We start from the raw sequence: 18,331 nt of genomic DNA, 5'->3' as shown, positions 1-18,331 counted from the left end.
CCCCTCCGCTGTGCGCGGTGGCTCGCCGCCGGTGCGCCGTCAGTCCTCGCCGAGGTACGCCTTGCGGACGGACTCGTCGTGCATCAGTTCCTCGCCGGTGCCCGAGAGGGTGATGCTGCCGGTCTCCATCACATGGCCGTGGTCGGCCAGCGAGAGCGCGGCCTGGGCGTTCTGTTCGACGAGGAGGATCGTCGTGCCCTGGGCCTTCAGCTCGCCGATGGTCGACATGATCTTCTGCATCATGATCGGGGAGAGGCCCATGGAGGGTTCGTCGAGCATGAGCAGCTTGGGGCGGGACATCAGGGCGCGTGCCATGGCGAGCATCTGCTGTTCGCCGCCGGAGAGGGTGCCGGCGGCCTGTCTGCGGCGTTCTCCCAGGATGGGGAAGCGTTCGTAGGCGCTGCCGATGTCGTCGGCGACGCCGGCGGGGTCCTTCCGGAGGAAGGCGCCGAGCCGCAGGTTCTCCTCGATGCTGAGGCGGGGGAAGATGCGGCGTCCTTCGGGCGAGTGGGCGAGTCCCATGGCGACGATCTTGTGGGCGCCGACGCCGTCGAGCGGCTGCCCGTCGAAGCTGATCTTCCCGGTTGCGGGTTTGAGCAGTCCGGAGAGGGTGCGCAGGGTGGTGGTCTTCCCCGCGCCGTTGGTACCGATGAGGGTGACGACCTCGCCTGCCTCGACGGCGAACGAGATGCCTTTGACGGCTTCGATCTTGCCGTAGGCGACGCGCAGGTCCTCGACTTCGAGCAGGGCCATCAGTCCGTCCGTCCTTCCTGCCGTCGGTCTGCCGGGTCCGGCGGGTGTGCGTCCGCTCCGCCCGCCGTGTCCCGGTGGGCCGCGGCTTCGGCCTCCTCCGCGGCCTGCACTTCGGCCGCCTCGGCCTGGCCGGGTTCGCCCTCGAAGGGGGTGCCGAGGTAGGCGGCGACGACGCGTTCGTCGCGCTGCACGGTCTCGGGGGTGCCTTCGACGAGTTTCTCGCCGCGAACCAGGACGGCGACGCGGTCGCAGAGGTTGAAGATGAACCGCATGTCGTGCTCGATGACCAGTACGGCCGTGCCCTGTGCGCGGATGGCGAGGACGAGTTCGCGGGTGGCGGTGGTCTCGACTGCGGTCATGCCCGCGGTGGGCTCGTCCAGCAGCAGCAGTCCGGGTTCGCTGGCGAGGGCGCGGGCGATCTCCAGCTTGCGCTGTTCGCCGTAGGGGAGGTTCCGTGCGAGGTGTTCGCGTTTGGTCTCCAGCCCGGTGAAGCGCAGGAGGTCCATGGCGCGTTCCTCGGATTCCCGTTCGGCTCTGCGGAAGCGGGGGCCGCGGACGAGGGCGGAGAAGAGGCCCTCGTGGGTGCGGGTGTGCCGGCCGACGAGGACGTTCTCCAGGACGGTCATGTTGGCGAAGAGGCGGATGTTCTGGAAGGTGCGGGCGATGCCTGCCTGGGTGACCAGGTGGGAGCGGTGGGGCAGGACGGTGCCCCGGTAGCGGACGGTGCCCTCGGTTGGGATGTAGAGGCCGGTGAGGCAGTTGAAGAAGGTGGTCTTCCCGGCGCCGTTGGGTCCGATGAGGCCGACGATCTCCCCGGCGTGCACATCGAGGTTCACGTCCCGGACGGCGGTGAGGCCGCCGAACCGCATGGTGACGCCGGAGGCGTCGAGCACGGCGCCGCCGCTGCCGGTGCCGGGGGCCGGGGTGCCGGGCGTGGTGGTCGTGGTGGTCATCTCGTCTCACGCCTCCGTCTTGCCGAGGCCGGGGGCCGCTGCCGTGGGGGTTCCGAGCTGTTCCGGCTCGTGGAACTCGAGCTGCTTGCGGCGGTCGGCGATCAGGCCCTCGGGCCGGAAGCGCATCAGCAGGACGAGCGCGATGCCGAAGAGCAGGAGCTGGTAGTCGGCCATGAACTGGAGTTTGGCCGGGATGAGGTAGAGGAGCGCGGCGCCGATGAGGGGGCCGCTGACGGTGCCCATGCCGCCGAGGATGACGGCGATGAGGAGGAAGGCGGAGTTGGGCGGTGCGGTGTGCACGAACTTGTAGGACTCGGGGGTGACGGAGAACTCGACGTGGGCCAGGACGGTGCCGGCCATGCCGGCGAGGGTGGCGCCGAGGGCGAAGGCCATGAGTTTGAGCCGGAAGGCGTTGACGCCCATGGCGCGGGCCGCGGTCTCGTCCTCGCGGATGGCGATCCAGGCCCGTCCGATGCGGGAGTTGTCGGAGCGCCGGAAGACGGTCACGACGATCGCGGTGAACAGGAGCATCAGCAGGTAGTAGTTGCCGAAGCGGCCGACTTCGAAGCCGAGGACGGTGTGCGGCTGTCCGAGGTCGAAGCCGAAGATCTTCAGGTCGGGGATGTTGGGGATGCCGTTGGGCCCGTTGGTGATGTTGGGGCCGGAGTCGCCGTCGAGGTTCTGTACGGAGATGCGGAAGATCTCCCCGAAGCCGAGGGTGACGATGGCGAGGTAGTCGCCGTGCAGGCGCAGTGAGGGGAAGCCGATGAAGAGGCCGAAGACGAGGGCGACGGCGGCGCCGATGAGGACGGCGGCCCAGAACGGTACGTGGATGCCGAGTGAGGAGGTCTCGGCTCCGGAGACCAGTGCCGCGGTGTAGGCGCCGACGCCGAGGAACGCGACGTAGCCCAGGTCGAGGATGCCGGCGAGGCCGACGACCATGTTCAGGCCGAGCGCGACCGTCGCGAAGATCAGCACGCTGACGGCGATGTTGGTGTACGCCTCGTTGCTCTGGGTGATCGGGAAGAGCAGTGCGGCGGCGAAGGTGGCGGCCAGGGTGACGGTGCGGTGTGCGACGGTCAGCGCGGAGAGCCGCCGGGGCAGTCCGGCCCGGCCGAGTGCGGGGAAGGCGAAGGCGGCCAGGATCAGGAATCCGATGAAGGGCGGGCCGCCTTCGGCCTCGATGCCGTAGGCGAAGACGTAGAGGCCGGCGGCGCAGGCGGCGCAGATCACCAGGATCTCGGCCCAGCCGGGCAGGGGCGCTGCCGGTCCCGGCGGGGGTGCGGCGACGGCCCGGCGCAGCCGCTGCCACGGCGGGCCCTGCCGGGTGCCGGGCGCGGGCCGGTCCGCGTCGGCGTCCGCGGGCAGGCCGGCGGGCAGGTCGGCGGGCAGGTCGGTGGGCAGGGCGAGGGCGCCGACGGCGGCCAGCAGGGTGCCGGCGGCGGCGATCCACATGCCGGGTTCGAAGTTGACGACACCGCCGAGTTCGACGGCGATGGCGGCGGCGGTGTACCAGGTGGCGGCGAGGTTGCCGAGGGTGAGCAGCAGCAGGGCGCTGTGTCTGCCGCCCGGGGTGAGCCAGCGCAGTCCGCGGACGCCCGCGGTGGCCAGGAGCATGGCCGCGGTGAGGACGGCCGCGGTGAGGGTGAGGAGTTGGAGGCCCGCCGGGTACATGGCGATCGTCAGGTTGCCTGGGAACGCGGAGGTCCAGGTCCAGGGGAGCATGGTGCTCGCGAAGGCGGTGAGGGCTCCGGTGCCGACGAGGATCCGGCCCAGCGTGCGGCTGGTGTGCGGGTCGGGGCTGAGCGGGAGGGGCGGTGGGCCCGCGGTGGCGGTGGTGGTGTCCGCTGTGCCGGGGGCGGGGGTGGTGGTGTGCTGTGTGGTCATGGGTATCACGCCCGATCCGCGAGGCGTTCGCCGAGGATTCCTTGGGGCCGTACCAGGAGGACGAGGATGAGCAGGATGAACGCCCATACGTCCTTCCAGGAGCCGCCGCCGAACTGTTCGAGTCCGGGGACGTCGCCGATGTAGGCGGTGGCCATGGCTTCGCCGACGCCGAGGACGAGGCCGCCGACCATGGCGCCGTAGATGTTGCCGATGCCGCCGAGGACGGCGGCGGTGAACGCCTTGAGTCCGGCGATGAAGCCCATCCGGAAGTTGACCTCCCCGGTCTTGAAGCCCTGGGCGATGGCGGCGACGGCGGCGAAGGCGGCTCCGATGGCGAAGGCCGTCACGATGATGCGGTCGGTGTTGACGCCCATCAGTTTGGCGGTGTCGGGGTCCTGCGAGGTGGCCTGCATGGCGCGCCCGGTGCGGGTCTTGGCCACGAACAGTCCGAGCGCGAGCATGCACACGGGTGCGGAGACGAAGATGAACAGGTCTTCGCGGGAGAGGGCGACGAAGCCCAGGTCGAGGTCGCCGCCGCCGAGTTGCGGGAAGGGGCGGGCCTTCTTGGCCTCGGGGTAGAAGGCCCAGACGGCCTGCTGGAGCGCGAGGGACAGCCCGATCGCGGTGATCAGCGGCGAGAGCCGGGGTCCGCCGCGCAGCGGCCGGTAGGCGAAGCGTTCGGCGCCGATGGCGACGAGGACGGCGCACACGACGCCGAGCAGGATCATCAGGGGGAGGGCGACGGCCATGCCGGTGCCGTCGGGCAGCCACAGGTAGGCGGTCAGCGCGCCGAAGCCGCCGATCATGAATATCTCGCCGTGGGCGAAGTTGATGAGCTGGACGATGCCGTAGACCATCGTGTACCCGATCGCGATGAGGCCGTACAACGCGCCGAGTGCGAGTCCGTTCGCCAGCTGATCCGGCAGATCTTGCACCGGGACTCCTTGAGGTGTCAGATACGGCTGCGCGGGGGCGCGTCGGGCGCCCCCGCGCAGCCGTGCGGTACCGACTGGGGCAGTGGTGTGCGGATCAGCCTTCGCCGAAGGTGCCGGTCCGCACCGGCTCGTGCTTGCCGCCCTTGACCTCGTAGACGGAGAGCTGCTTGTTGGTGGTGTCGCCGTACTCGTCGAAGGCGACGTCTCCCGTGACGCCCTTGAACTGGACGTCCTGCATGGCCTCGGTGATCTGCTTGCGGGTGTCGTCCATGGAGCCGGGCAGCTTGCCGTCGTTCTTCTCGGCCACGGCCTTGACCGCCTGGATGATCGCCCAGGTGCTGTCGTAGGCGTAGCCGCCGTACGCCTCGTAGGGCAGCTTGTAGCCGGCGGCCTGGTAGTTCTTCATGAACGTCTTGGCGGTGTCGAGGGTCTCCAGCGGTGCTCCGACGGAGGTGGCCAGGTCTCCGTCGACGTTCTTCTTGCCGAGTTTGATGTACTCCTCGCTGTAGAGCGCGTCACCGCCGACGACCAGTGCGTCGGAGCCGGCCTTGGTGATCTGCGCGCTGAGCGGGGCGCCTGCCGGGTACTCGCCGCCGTAGTAGACGAAGTCGGCCTTGGACTTGGCGACCTTGGTGGCGACGGCGGAGAAGTCCCGGTCGTCGGGGTTGATGTGGTCGGTGCCCACGACCTTGCCGCCGAGCTTCTTGAACTCGTCGGTGAAGGTGCCGGCCAGTCCGGCGCCGTAGGTCTTCTTGTCGTCGATGATGTACGCCTTCTTCAGCTTCCGCTTGTCGAACAGGTACTGGGCGGCGTACGGGCCCTGTACGGCGTCGGTGGTGGAGGTGCGGAAGTAGGTGTCGAACAGCCGCTTCTTGTCGCCCTTCTGCCAGTTGGGGCCCTGGCTGAGCTCGGGGGCCGTGTTGGCGGGGGAGACCTGCACCAGTCCGGCGTTGCCGAACACCTTCTGCATGGACTGGCCGACGTGCGAGTTGAGGGGGCCGACCACCCCGACGACCTTGTCGTTGCCCACCAGCTTGGTGGCGTTCTGCTGGCCGGTTCCGGCCTGTGCCTGGTCGTCCAGCGCCTCCAGTTTGAAGGTGACGCCCTTGACCTCGTTGTTCTTGTTGGCGGTCTTGACCGCGAGATCGCTGGAGTTCTTGATGCCCTGCCCGAGTGCGGACAGGTCGCCGGTGAGCGGGGCGTCGACGCCGATGACGACGGTGGTGCTGGAGCCGCTGTCGCTGCCTCCGCTCTTGTCGTCGCGCGAGCCGCACGCGGACAGGGTGAGGGCTCCCACCGTGGCGGTGGCGGTGAGTATGAGCAAGGAACGGTGACGCACGATCAGTCCTTTCCCCGAGGCGCGGCCCCCCATGGAGTGAGTGGCCGTATCGCGCGCCGGGCCGTACGAGTCGTACAGAACGGTGCTGTCGTGCGCCCGGCGGCGCGTGACTGGCGGTGACTCTATGGCGCTGCCGGTGCCGCCGGGCAGAGGGCGGATCCAGGATGTGACGTTCTTGTTATGACCGTCACGGAACCGGTCGACCGGCGGCCGCTGCTCCGCGGTCCGCCCGGTATGACGGGCGGATGGCGGACATGTTGCGCGGCCGGAAGCCGCAGTTGGTCCGGTGCGTCGCCGACCGGGGCCGCGCGGTGGGTCCGGATACCGTACGGGCCGCGCGGGCGCGTGCCCGGGCGCGGCGGGCCCGCGAGCGTGGCGGGCGCTGGAAACGCCTGCACGTCACGGAACGTGACGTGCAGGCGGCGGCGCCGCGCCGGTGGCGGTCGGCCCCGGCGGGTGAGGGCGCGGCGTCGGCGGCGCGGCAGGCGGCCGGTCCGGCGGCCCTGCCGCACCGGGAGCGGAGGGCGCCCCGTCGGGCGCGGCGGCGGTCCTTACGCGTCACGCAGCAGGCAGGTCAGGCGTGCCGAGCACACCCGCCGGTCCTGCTCGTCGGTGACGACGATCTCGTAGCTGGTCATCGTCCGCCCCCGGTGCGCCGGGGTGGCCACCCCGGTCACCAGGCCCGAGCGCGGCCCGCGGTGGTGGGTGCAGTTGAGGTCCACCCCGACGGCGGCCTTGCCCGGTCCGCCGTGCAGCATCGCTCCCACCGAGCCCAGCGTCTCGGCGAGCACGGCCGAGGCGCCGCCGTGCAGCAGCCCGTAGGGCTGAGTGTTGCCCTCGACCGGCAGCGTGCCCACCACCCGCTCGGGGGCCGCGTGCAGGATCTGCAGGCCCATCCGCTCGCCCAGCTTCCCGGCCGAGAACAGCGCGGGCAGGTCGACCCCCGACCCCTTCCACTGGTCCAGGATCTCCTGGGGGAACTCGGTGGTGGTCTGCTCGCCCATGTGCCGCTGCTCCGATCCTCCGTCGTCCGCCGGTGCTCCGTCTCCGACCGGCCGGTCCGAGCTTATGCCCGCGCGGGCGTCAGTCGGCCGCCGAGGGAGTGAGCCTGATCACGATGGATTTACTGGCGGGTGTGTTGCTGGTGTCGGCGGTGGCGTCGAGCGGCACCAGCACGTTGGTCTCGGGGTAGTACGCGGCGGCGCACCCGCGCGCTGTCGGGTAGTGCACGACGCGGAATCCGCGGGCCACCCGCTGCTGTCCGTCGTCCCACTCGCCGGTCAGGTCGGCGTAGGAGCCGTCCGGCAGTCCGAGCGCGGCCGCGTCCGCGGGGTGCACGAGCACCACGCGGCGGCCGTTGCGGATGCCCCGGTAGCGGTCGTCCAGCCCGTAGACGGTGGTGTTGTACTGGTCGTGGGAGCGCAGGGTCTGCAGCAGCAGCCGCCCCTCGGGCAGCCGCGGGTACTCCACCGGCGCCGCCGTGAAGTGCGCCTTCCCCGTCGCGGTGGGGAAGCGCCGCCGGTCGCGGGGCGCGTGCGGCAGCGTGAAGCCTCCGGGGCGGGCCGCCTTGGTGTTGAAGTCCTCGAAGCCGGGCACCACGCGCGCGATGCGGTCGCGGACGAGCCCGTAGTCGTCCGCCAGCTCCGCCCAGGGGACGGTGGATCCCGTACCCAGTACGGCCTGTGCCAGCCCGGCCACGATCGCCGGCTCGGACCGCAGCAGCGGGCTCGCCGGCTCCAGCCGTCCCCGCGAGGCGTGCACCATGCCCATGGAGTCCTCGACGGTGACGAACTGGTCGCCGCCGGGCCGGGTGTCGCGCTCGGTCCGCCCCAGGGTGGGCAGGATCAGCGCCCGCGCGCCCGTCACGCAGTGCGAGCGGTTCAGCTTGGTCGAGACGTGCACCGTCAGCCGGGCCCGGCGCATCGCGGCCTCGGTCACCCCGGTGTCCGGGGAGGCGGCCACGAAGTTGCCGCCCATCGCGAGGAAGACCTTCACCTGCCCGTCGCGCATCGCGCGGATCGCCCGGACGACGTCGTAGCCGTGGGCACGCGGCGGCGCGAAGCCGAACTCCCGCTCCAGCGCGTCCAGGAAGGCGGGCGCGGGGCGCTCGAAGATGCCCATGGTGCGGTCGCCCTGCACATTGCTGTGGCCGCGCACGGGGCAGACCCCGGCACCGGGGCGTCCGATGTTCCCGCGCAGCAGCAGGAAGTTGACCACTTCCCGGATGGTGGGCACCGCGTGCTTGTGCTGGGTCAGCCCCATCGCCCAGCACACCACGGTGCGCTCCGAGGCCAGCACCAGTTCCGCCGCGCGCTCGATCTCGGCGCGCTCCAGCCCGGTGGCGGCCAGCGTCGAAGCCCAGTCGGTGGCCCGCGCGGCCTGCGCGAACTCCTCGAAGCCGTGGGTGTGCTCCCGGACGAACTCCTCGTCGACCGCGCCCTCCCGCTCCAGGACGATCCGGTTCAGCGCCCGGAAGAGCGCCTGGTCGCCGCCGAGCCGGATCTGCAGGAAGAGATCGGTGAGCGGAGTGCCGCCCGCCGCCAGGCCCTTGGCGGTCTGCGGGTTCTTGAACCGCTCCATGCCCGCCTCGGGCAGCGGGTTGACGGTGATGATGCGCGCGCCGCCTGCCTTGGCCTCCTCCAGCGCGGAGAGCATCCGGGGGTGGTTGGTGCCCGGGTTCTGCCCCGCGACGATGATCAGGTCCGCCCGGTGGAGGTCCTCCAGCAGCACGCTGCCCTTGCCGACGCCGAGCGTCTCGGTCAGTGCGGAGCCGGACGACTCGTGGCACATGTTGGAGCAGTCCGGCAGATTGTTGGTGCCGAACTCGCGGGCGAAGAGCTGGTAGAGGAAGGCGGCCTCGTTGCTGGTGCGGCCCGAGGTGTAGAAGACCGCCTCGTCGGGCGACCCCAGGCCGCGCAGCTCCTCGGCGATCAGCGCGAAGGCCGCGTCCCAGCCGATCGGCTCGTAGTGCTCGCCGCCCTCGGGCAGATACATCGGTTCGGTCAGCCGGCCCTGCTGGCCCAGCCAGTAGCCGGACCGCTCGGCGAGGCCGGCCACCGGGTGCGCGGCGAAGAAGTCCCGGGTGACCCGGCGGGTGGTGGCTTCCTCGGCGACCGCCTTGGCCCCGTTCTCGCAGAACTCCGCGGTGTGCCGCTTCTCGCCCTCCGGCCAGGCGCAGCCCGGGCAGTCGAAGCCGTCCTTCTGGTTGACGCGCAGCAGTGTCAGTGCTGTGCGCTTCACGCCCATCTGCTGCCGCGCCATCCGCAGCGAGTGGCCCACGGCCGGCAGCCCCGCCGCGGCCCGTGCGGGTTCTCCCACCTGGGGCGCGTCCTGGACCGGGTCACTGGAGGGAGGCTTCCGAGTCATACCCTGGATGGTGCCACTCCTCGGCCGCCGTGGGCAGCCCGGTGTGCGCGGCCGCCGCTCCGGATCCCGCGTCCGGGCAGTCCGGCTGCGCGGCCCCGGGCGTCGGAGTCCCGGCCCCGCGGCCCCCGCCCGGTGCCTCCGTTCCTGCGCCTCCGTTCCTGCCCCCGGTCCTGCGGTCCCGCCCGGCGCCGTGTCCGGCGATTGTCGGACCCGCATGGGAGGATCGGCACCGTGGCTAAGAAGGCATCGAAGACGGCACCAGAAGCAAACCCTCAGCAGAGCGGCGGGACGCAGCCCCGCCTGATGCTCATGGACGGGCATTCCCTCGCGTATCGGGCGTTCTTCGCTCTCCCGGCGGAGAACTTCAACACCACCTCGGGGCAGCCCACCAATGCGATCTACGGCTTCGTGTCGATGCTGGCCAACACCCTGCGTGACGAGGCGCCCACGCATTTCGCCGTCGCCTTCGACGTCTCCCGCAAGACCTGGCGCTCCGAGGAGTTCTCGGAGTACAAGGCGAACAGGTCCAAGAGCCCGGACGAGTTCAAGGGCCAGGTCGAGCTGATCGGCGAGCTGCTCGACACCATGCGGGTGCGCCGCTACGCGGTGGACGGCTTCGAGGCGGACGACGTGATCGCCACGCTCGCCACCCGGGCCGAGGCCGAGGGCTTCGAGGTGTCCATCGTCACCGGCGACCGGGACACCTTCCAGCTCGTCAGCGACAACGTCACGGTGCTCTACCCGACCAAGGGTGTCTCCGAGCTGACCCGCTACACCCCGGAGAAGGTGCAGGAGAAGTACGGCCTCTCCCCGGCCCAGTACCCGGACTTCGCCGCCCTGCGCGGCGACCCCTCGGACAACCTGCCGGGCATCCCCGGGGTCGGGGAGAAGACGGCCACCAAGTGGATCACCCAGTTCGGTTCCCTGGCCGAGCTGGCCGGACGGGCGGACGAGGTCAAGGGCAAGGCGGGCGAGAACCTGCGGTCCCACCTGGAGTCGGTGCTGCTCAACCGCAGGCTGACCGAGCTGGTGCGGGACGTGGAGCTGCCCGACGCGCCGGAAGACCTGGCCCGCGCGCCCTACGACCGCGACGCGCTCGCCGTCATCCTGGACACCCTGGAGTTCCGCCACCAGAACTTCCGCGACCGCCTCTTCGCGGTGGACCCGGCTGCCGCACAGGCCGAGGAGCCCGCGCCCGCGGAGGGCGTCGAGGTGGACGGCACGGTCGCCGAGGCCGGTGCGCTCGCCCCCTGGCTGGAGCAGCACGGGACGGCCGCGCTCGGTGTCGCCACGGTCGACGTGTGGAAGCAGGGCACCGGCAGCGTCAGTGAGGTCGCGTTGGCCACCGGCACCGGCCCGGCCCTCTGGTTCGACCCGGCCGAGCTGCCGGAGGAGGACGAGCGGGCGTTCGCCGACTGGCTCGCCGACCCGGACCGCCGCAAGATCATGCACGACGCCAAGGCGCTGATCCGCGTCTTCGCCGAACACGGCTGGCGGGTGGACGGCGTGTGGATGGACACCGCGCTCGCCGCCTACCTGGACAAGCCGGGCCGCCGCTCCTTCGCACTGGACGCGCTCTCGGTGGAGTATCTGGGCCGCGAGCTGGGCCCGGCGGCCGAGGCCGACGGGCAGCTCGCGCTCGGGATGGACGAGCAGGCCGAGGCGCAGGCCCTGATGGTCAAGGCCCGCGCCGTGCACGACCTGGGCAGCGCCTTCGAGGAGCGGCTGGAGCAGGTGGGGGCCGCCGACATGCTGCGGGAGCTGGAGCTGCCGACGTCCGAGCTGCTGGCCGGGATGGAGCGGGCCGGTATCGCGGCGAACCAGGAGTGGTTCACGGGCCTGGAGCAGCAGTTCGCCGGGGCCGTGCAGCAGGCGGTCGAGGAGGCGCACGCCTCGGTGGGCCACGAGTTCAACCTGGGCTCGCCCAAGCAGCTCCAGGAGGTGCTCTTCGGCGAGCTGGGCCTGCCCAAGACGAAGAAGACGAAGACGGGCTGGACCACCGATGCGGACGCGCTGGCCTGGCTGGCCACCCAGACCGAGCACGAGCTGCCGGTCGTCATGCTGCGCTACCGCGAGCAGCAGAAGCTGCGCACCACGGTCGAGGGCCTGATCAAGACGATCGCGCCCGACGGCCGTATCCACACCACGTTCAACCAGACGGTCGCCGCCACCGGCCGGCTCTCCTCCACGGAGCCGAACCTGCAGAACATCCCCGTCCGCACGGACGAAGGCCGCGCCATCCGCCGCGGCTTCCGCGTCGGCGAGGGCTTCGAGTCGCTGATGACGGCCGACTACAGCCAGATCGAACTGCGGGTGATGGCCCACCTGTCGGAGGACGCCGGGCTCATCGAGGCGTTCACCTCCGGAGAGGACCTGCACACCACGGTCGCGGCGCAGGTCTTCGGCGTCGGGAAGAGCGGTGTCGACGCGGAGATGCGCCGCAAGATCAAGGCGATGTCCTACGGGCTGGCCTACGGGCTGTCCGCCTTCGGGCTCTCGCAGCAGCTCGGCATCACCCCCGACGAGGCGCGGAAGCTGATGGACACCTACTTCGAGCGCTTCGGCGGGGTGCGGGACTATCTGCACCGTACGGTCGAGGAGGCCCGTGCCATCGGCTACACCCACACGATCATGGGGCGTCGCCGCTATCTGCCCGATCTGACCAGCGACCATCGGCAGCGCCGCGAGATGGCCGAGCGGATGGCGCTCAACGCCCCGATCCAGGGCACGGCGGCCGACATCGTCAAGGTCGCCATGCTCAAGGTCGATGCGGCGCTGCGGGCGGTCGGGCTGCGCTCCCGGATGCTGCTCCAGGTGCACGACGAGATCGTGCTGGAGATCGCCCCGGGGGAGCGGGAGCGGGTCGAGGAACTGGTGCGCTCCGAGATGTCCTCGGCCGTCTCCCTGCGGGCGCCGCTGGACGTGTCGGTCGGCGTCGGTCTGGACTGGGAGTCGGCGGCGCACTGAGTCGCCCCGCATCCGGGGGCCCCGGCCCCGACGGGGCGCGGCCTGCCGCCCCGCGGCCCTGTCGTCGTCCCGCAGTCCCGGAGCCCTCGGGCTTCCGGCGGCTGCGCGGACGGCGGGCGCCGTCCTCCGGCGGCCGGTCACGTACATGCTCCTGTGGAGGACATGGGGGAACAGCGGGGCGAACATCGGGAAAACCGGCTTCCGAAGCGGGGCATAAGCGCCAGAAGTCCCTCACGGCCGCTGACTTGGGGCAGGCTCTGCCGTAAGGTCACGGTGACTGCGTCCGATGGGGAGAGGACGGGACTGACCTATGGCGCGAATCCGGGGCCGGCACGCCGCACGGCGGGTGGCCACCACAGCGGCGGGACACCGGCGTCGCAGCGGGCTGCGCAGTGCCAGATACCGCAGGGGGCTGGGCGGCACGGCCGTCGCGGCCGTCGTCATGGCGGCACTGACCGCCTCGCAGGCCCCCGGTGTGGAACTCGCCGGCGACCACGGCAGCGACCGGCCCGGCTCCGCGGGCGACCGCACGCCGGGCGACGACGACTACGCCACGGAACTGCCGCCGCTGGAGTCCCCGCACCCGCCCGGCACCTCCGAGCCCGGCGGCTCGGGCGACACCTCCGGCATTCCGTCCTCGGTGCTGGCCGCCTACAAGAAGGCCGCCCGGTCGCTCGCCTCCCGCACTCCGGGCTGCGGGCTGCGCTGGGAACTCCTGGCGGGGATCGGCAAGGTGGAGTCCGGTCACGCCCGCGGGGGCGCCGTCGACAAGGACGGCACGACGCTGCGCCCGATCCTGGGTCCGGTGCTCAACGGCAAGGGCTTCGCCCACATCGAGGACACCGACGGCGGCCGCTGGGACGGCGACACCACCTACGACCGTGCGGTCGGCCCGCTGCAGTTCATCCCTTCCACCTGGGACCGCTGGGGCGCGGACGGCAACGGCGACGGCCGCAAGGATCCCAACAACATCCACGACGCCGCTCTCGCCGCGGGCGCCTACCTGTGCGCGGACGGGCGCGATCTGTCCTCCGGTGCCGGACTGGACCGGGCCGTCCTCAGCTACAACAACTCCAGCGACTACCTGCGGACCGTCCTGGCCTGGTTCGAGTACTACCGCAAGGGCACCCACGCGGTGCCGGACCGCGACCTTTCCGTGCTGCCCACCACTCCTGGACTCGGCGAGCCCGGGGGCGGTTCGAGCCCGGGCGCGGGGCGTGGCGGCGCGGACCCCGCGGACGACCGGCCCGGCAAGCCCAGCAAGCCCAGCAAGCCCGGCAAGCCCAGTGCACCCGGCAAGCCGGACAAGCCCGGGAACCCGGGCGAGCCCGGTGGCGACGGCAAGCCCGGCGACGGGGACGACGGCGGCAAGCCCAGCCCCGAGCCGACCGGCCCGCACGCCATCGAGCGGGTCGGCGCCGGGAAGTTCACCGCGGTCGCCGGTGAGGACTTCGCCGGCCACCCCGTCGTCAAGGTCGAGACCGCCAAGGGCAAGGGCGTCAAGGGCGTCCGGGTCCGGTTCGAGGTCCGGGGCGAGACCGGGGCCGCCTTCGAGGACGGCGCCAGGAGTACGACGGTCACCACCGACGCGCAGGGCAACGCCACGGCACCCGCGCTCAGCGCGGGCGACAGGACCGGCTCCTTCACCGTGCGCGCGACGGTTCCCGGCAAGAAGCTGGGCAGCGTCGACTTCGCGGCCTCGGTCACGGCCCCGCAGGCCGACACCCTGGCGCGGACGAGCGACGGCGTGCTGGAGGCCGGCAAGGGCGGGAAGTTCACACAGGCCGTGCGGGTCAAGGCCACCCGCAAGGGCAAGGCCGTCGCGCACACCGCGGTGACGGCCACGTTCGGCGAGGGCGCCGAGACCGGCCCGTACTTCGGCAAGGACGAGCAGGGCACCCCGATCCGCCGTCTCGTGGACCTGAAGACGGACGCCGACGGTGTGGTCGTACTGCCCGAACTGTTCGCAGGCGACCGGCCCGGCACCTACACCCTGACGCTGACGGCCGAGGGCGGCGCCAGCGTGCAGGTGAAGGTCACCGTCAAGGGCTGAGCACGACGGCCTCCCGCCGCCCCCGGTGCCGGGCACCGGGGGCGGTCCGCTGTGCTCAGCCGCCCCCCGCCGGGCCGGGGCCGGGGCGCACGGTTCCCATCCCGCGCGGACGTTGCTACGGTGCGACCGGTGCAAGTGACGGGCCGTCAGTTCGCCCGGCCCGGCCGTTCCGCAGGGGGGTGAAGCAGCACATGCGAGCTCTCCTCGCCGCCGCGGCCGGACTGGCCGCGGCGCTCGCACTCGTCCTCGCGGTCACCGCGACCGGCGCTCCACCGGGCGAGACGTCGAAGAAGCCGCTGCACACCACCGTTCCCGCGCACCCCTAGCAGCATCGGCAGGAGGCAGCATGCGCAGGAGAGCGAGCCTGGTCCTGCTGGCCCTCGCGGTGTTCTTCGCCGCGCTCTCGCCCCTGGTCCGCTGGTACGCCTTCCCCCGGCTGGCCAAGATCCCGCCCAGCCAGTACCAGGACATGGTGCTGGAGGCGAAGAACGCCACCCTCCTCGACTACACCACCATGAAGTCGAAGAAAGTCCCCGAGGTCAGCATCGTGCAGACGCTCAAAGGGAATGTGGCGGCCGCCGGGAAGGTCCGGGAGCGCACCGGGCGCGACGTCGTCGTCTGGGACACCCTCAGCTATGTGGCCGACGACAAGGGGAGGATGGTCTCGCGCATTCCCGAGCGCTATGTCTTCGACGCCCACTCCCAGGAACCGGTGCACGCGGGCGGCGAGCACGTCGACGGCGACCCGGTGCGCCGCCGCGGCATCGAGTACAAGTGGCCGTTCGGCACCGAGAAGCGCGACTACGAGTACTTCGACTTCCAGACGCGCACCTCGGCGCCCATCCACTACAAGGGCACCCGCACCGTCCACGGCCTGGAGACCTACTACTTCGAGCAGACCATCCCCTGGACCAAGGTGAAGGTGCCGAAGAAGCTGCCTCTGGGGGCCACCCCCGAAACGGTCGAACAGCTCGGACTGGAGCGCTGGTACACCACCAAGCGGATGTTCTGGGTCGAACCGGTCACCGGCGCCCCGGTGGACGGCCAGGAGATCCACGAGGAGGAGATGCGCTGGACGGACAAGCCCGGCAAGAAACCGCTCACCGCCTTCGCCGGGCACGTGCGGATGCGCCCCGACTACCAGAAGGCGACGGTGGACCTGGTCTCCTCCCAGCGGCGGCTCGTGCTCACCCTGACCACCTACCTGCCCTGGGGCTCCCTCGCCCTGGGCGGCCTCCTGCTGGTCGGCTCCCTCACGCTGGAGGCCCGCACCCGCACCCGCGGCCGCCCGCCCGGCGCCGGTGGCCCCCCGGTCTCCTCCGCCGCCCCCGGCGACCCGGCGCGTGCGCGGCGGCCCTCCCCGGCCCCCGGCGGCAGCGGCGGCATGGCACCAGGGGCCGTCGGGGCGTTCACCGGGGCGTTTCTCAAACTCCTGCCCGGCCGCCGTCCGCCCGACCAGCTCACCCCGGCCGCCCGCGTGCCTTCGTGCGCCCGGTGGGTTCGGCCGCTGCGGGATCCTCCGGCCAAGGGTGCTTGGGATAGCGGCCGCGCAACTCGGCCCGCACACCCCGGTAGCCCTCCGCCCAGAACGACGCGAGATCGGCGGTGACCGCCGCGGGGCGCCCGGCGGGGGAGAGCAGGTGGAGAAGGAGCGGCACCCGCCCGTCCGCCACCCGCGGTGTCTCCAGCGCCCCGAACATCTCCTGGAGCTTCACGGCCAGCACCGGCTGCTCCGGCGTGTAGTCGACCCGGATCCGCGCCCCGGACGGCACCTCGACGCGCTCCGGGGCCAGCTCCTCCAGCCGCGCCGCCGCACCGGAGGCCCACGGCAGCATCCCCGACAGCACCTCGCCCGCCTCGACCCGGGCGAGGTCGGCGCGCGAGCGCACCTGCCCCAGCCACCCCTCCGCCTGCTCCAGCAGCGCCTCCTCGGAGACGTCCGGCCAGGGCGCACCCAGCGTCCGGTACAGGAAGGCGAGCCGCTGCCGCAGCGCCGCCGCGCTCCGCGACCAGCGCAGCAGATCCGTGCCGTGCTGCCGCAGCCCCTGCAGCGCGGCCTCCCGCAGCGCCCCCGGCGGCGGGTCCGGCAGCGGGCGCACCGACAACCGCACCGCCCCCAGGGACTCCACCTGACGGGCCACCACGTCACCGGGTGCGTCCTGCGGACCCTGCTCGGGGTCCCAGCACACCTCCTCGCGCACTCCGTGCAGCGCGCCCGCCGCGGCCCGCGCCGTCGCCTCGTCGATCGCGGCCGCCATCCGCACCCGGGCCGAGGCGGCCCCCACCGGCCGGTCGGCGACGGCGACGGCCAGCCACCGGGCGCCGCGCAGCGCACTGTCCGCGGCCGGCTCGGCGCGGGTGCCGCCGGCCATCAGATACGCGCTGCCGCCCTGCGCCCGTGCCACCCGCTCCGGCTGCGCGAGCGCCACCACCGTGCCCACGGCCTGCTCGCGCGTGAGCCCCTCCGGCGGCGCCGTCCGCGCACCCAGCAACGAACGCAACCGCCGCACCTCGGCGGCCCAGCGCGTCCCGTACGGATCCTCGCGCGGCGCCGCGCGGGCCCGCCGGACGGCCTCGGCCGCGTCGTCCCCGTACGCCCGCGGGGGTTCCTCGCCCAGCAGCGCCACCGTCTCGCAGGCTGCCTCGCTGCCCACGGCCGCGGCGCCGTCCAGCAGCGCGCGGGCCAGCCGCGGGTGCACACCCAGACCGGCCATCCGCTGGCCCCGGCGGGTCACCCGGTCCCGTTCGTCCAGCGCGCCGACCGTGCGCAGCGTCCGCCGCGCCGCCGCCATGGCGCCCTCGGGTGGCGCGTCCAGCAGCGCGAGCCGCTCCGCCCGCGGATCGCCCCAGCAGGCGGCCTGCAGCGCGAACGCCGTCAGATCGGCCACCGCGATCCCGGGGGACGGATCGCGCGGCCGCCCCGCCTCCTCGGCCTCCGCCCAGCATGCGTAGGCCACGCCCGGCGCCTCACGGCCGGCCCGGCCGCGGCGCTGCTCGGCCGCAGCGCGGGAGACCCGCACCGTGGTCAGGGAGCCGAGCCCCCGCGCGTGGTCCGTACGGGGCTCCCGGGCCAGCCCCGCGTCCACCACCACCCGCACCCCCGGCACCGTCAGGCTCGACTCGGCCACCGCCGTGGAGAGGATCACCCGGCGCTCACCGCGGGTACCGCCGCCCAGCACCTCGTCCTGCAGCCGCGCCGGTGCCCGGCCGTGCAGCGGGAGCACCCGCGCCGCCGCCCCCGACAGCAGGTCCGCCACCCGGGCGATCTCGCCGGCACCGGGCAGGAAGCAGAGCACGTCGCCCTCCGGCTCGTCCGCCAGCGCCTGCCGGACGGTCGCCGCCACATGGCGCAGCAGCCCCGGATCGACGCGCATGCCGTGCGGCGGGCGCAGTCCGGCAGGCGGCGGCGCGTACCGCACCTCCACCGGATGGCTCGTACCCCGCCCGTGCACGACCCGCGCGGACAGCAGCCGCGCCCACGCCGCGCTGTCCTGGGTGGCGGACGCGGCGATCAGGTGCAGGTCGGGGCGGAGCGTCTCGCGCACGTCCAGCAGGAAGGCCAGCGCCGTGTCGGCGTCCAGGTGGCGCTCGTGGCACTCGTCCATCAGGACGGTGTCCGCACCGGGCAGCTCCTGGTCGCGCTGCAGGCGCTGGAGCAGCACGCCCGTGGTCACGACCTCCACCCGGGTGCGGGGCCCGACCCTGCGTTCGCCCCGCACGGTGAAGCCCACGCTCCCGCCGGGCTGCTCGCCCAGCAGCCAGGCCATCCGGCGGGCAGCCGACCGTGCCGCCATCCGGCGCGGCTCGGCCACCAGGACGGTGCGGGAGGGTGCGCCGTCCTGCAGGAGCCCGGCCAGGGCGAGCGGCAGCAGCGTCGTCTTGCCGGTGCCCGGCGGAGCGTGCACGACGGCCGCTCCGCACTCGGCGAGTGCCTCGCGCACCCGGGGGACGGCCTCGGCGATGGGGAGCTGCTGCAACTGGTCGTCATGGCGCACCAGCCGATTGTGCCCGGCCCGCGCTCCCGGCGTGCCGTCCGGGGCACCGGGCCCTCGGGGGCGCCGGGGCCACGGAGTGCGGA

11 protein-coding genes and 1 pseudogene are annotated in these 18,331 nt (G+C 72.6%); 4 read left to right on the top strand and 8 right to left on the bottom strand.

The features are described from left to right. Positions 1 to 39 precede the first annotated feature (39 nt). The 7 genes from BMX65_RS00790 to BMX65_RS00760 all read right to left on the bottom strand — a co-directional run bounded on the left by BMX65_RS00790 (position 40) and on the right by BMX65_RS00760 (position 9,233). Positions 40 to 756, bottom strand: a complete 717-nt coding sequence (locus BMX65_RS00790) for an ABC transporter ATP-binding protein (RefSeq protein ID WP_074998714.1) — start codon at positions 754 to 756, stop codon at positions 40 to 42. After that, a complete protein-coding gene (locus BMX65_RS00785) occupies positions 753 to 1,706 on the bottom strand; it encodes an ABC transporter ATP-binding protein (protein WP_074998148.1) in 954 nt (317 codons plus the stop codon). Before BMX65_RS00785 ends, BMX65_RS00790 begins: the two co-directional genes overlap by 4 nt. A gap of 6 nt (positions 1,707 to 1,712) precedes the next feature. Then, positions 1,713 to 3,593 carry a branched-chain amino acid ABC transporter permease gene (locus BMX65_RS00780; protein WP_074998713.1) on the bottom strand — a complete coding sequence of 627 codons (1,881 nt, stop codon included), beginning with the start codon at positions 3,591 to 3,593 and terminating at the stop codon, positions 1,713 to 1,715. Between the two features lie 5 nt (positions 3,594 to 3,598). Next, positions 3,599 to 4,528, bottom strand: coding sequence for a branched-chain amino acid ABC transporter permease (locus tag BMX65_RS00775; protein ID WP_074998147.1), 930 nt, complete (start codon positions 4,526 to 4,528; stop codon positions 3,599 to 3,601). 94 nt (positions 4,529 to 4,622) lie between these two features. After that, positions 4,623 to 5,867 (bottom strand): branched-chain amino acid ABC transporter substrate-binding protein, encoded by a 1,245-nt coding sequence (locus tag BMX65_RS00770; protein WP_074998146.1) that lies wholly within the window; start codon positions 5,865 to 5,867, stop codon positions 4,623 to 4,625. A 551-nt stretch (positions 5,868 to 6,418) separates the two neighbouring features. Beyond that, on the bottom strand, positions 6,419 to 6,871 hold the full coding sequence (locus tag BMX65_RS00765) for a PaaI family thioesterase (protein ID WP_074998145.1): 453 nt from the start codon (positions 6,869 to 6,871) through the stop codon (positions 6,419 to 6,421). A 79-nt stretch (positions 6,872 to 6,950) separates the two neighbouring features. After that, the gene (locus tag BMX65_RS00760) at positions 6,951 to 9,233 is read right to left on the bottom strand and encodes an FdhF/YdeP family oxidoreductase (protein ID WP_074998144.1); all 2,283 of its coding nucleotides are present in this window, start codon (positions 9,231 to 9,233) and stop codon (positions 6,951 to 6,953) included. Positions 9,234 to 9,464: 231 nt separating this feature from the next. Here BMX65_RS00760 and polA point away from each other — a divergent pair, with 231 nt between their 5' ends. The 4 genes and pseudogenes from polA to pgfA all read left to right on the top strand — a co-directional run. Further along, on the top strand, positions 9,465 to 12,200 hold the full coding sequence (gene polA / locus BMX65_RS00755; protein ID WP_074998143.1) for a DNA polymerase I: 2,736 nt from the start codon (positions 9,465 to 9,467) through the stop codon (positions 12,198 to 12,200). Between the two features lie 310 nt (positions 12,201 to 12,510). After that, entirely contained in the window at positions 12,511 to 14,253 is a 1,743-nt protein-coding gene (locus tag BMX65_RS00750; RefSeq protein WP_079171624.1) for a lytic transglycosylase domain-containing protein, read from the top strand. Between the two features lie 191 nt (positions 14,254 to 14,444). Next, a complete protein-coding gene (locus BMX65_RS31825; RefSeq protein ID WP_107437354.1) occupies positions 14,445 to 14,579 on the top strand; it encodes an SPW_0924 family protein in 135 nt (44 codons plus the stop codon). 20 nt (positions 14,580 to 14,599) lie between these two features. After that, positions 14,600 to 15,586 (top strand): annotated as a pseudogene (gene pgfA / locus BMX65_RS00745) (cell envelope lipid trafficking protein PgfA); the annotation flags it as partial. A 127-nt stretch (positions 15,587 to 15,713) separates the two neighbouring features. On the opposite strand, the gene hrpB reads toward pgfA, so the two are convergent. Continuing rightward, on the bottom strand, positions 15,714 to 18,248 hold the full coding sequence (gene hrpB, locus BMX65_RS00740; protein ID WP_425315507.1) for an ATP-dependent helicase HrpB: 2,535 nt from the start codon (positions 18,246 to 18,248) through the stop codon (positions 15,714 to 15,716). Positions 18,249 to 18,331: the final 83 nt, after the last annotated feature.

The sequence above is a fragment of the Streptomyces qinglanensis genome (genome assembly GCF_900111245.1).
Lineage (GTDB): Bacteria > Actinomycetota > Actinomycetes > Streptomycetales > Streptomycetaceae > Streptomyces > Streptomyces qinglanensis.
This window is presented reverse-complemented; position numbering and strand designations above follow the sequence as displayed.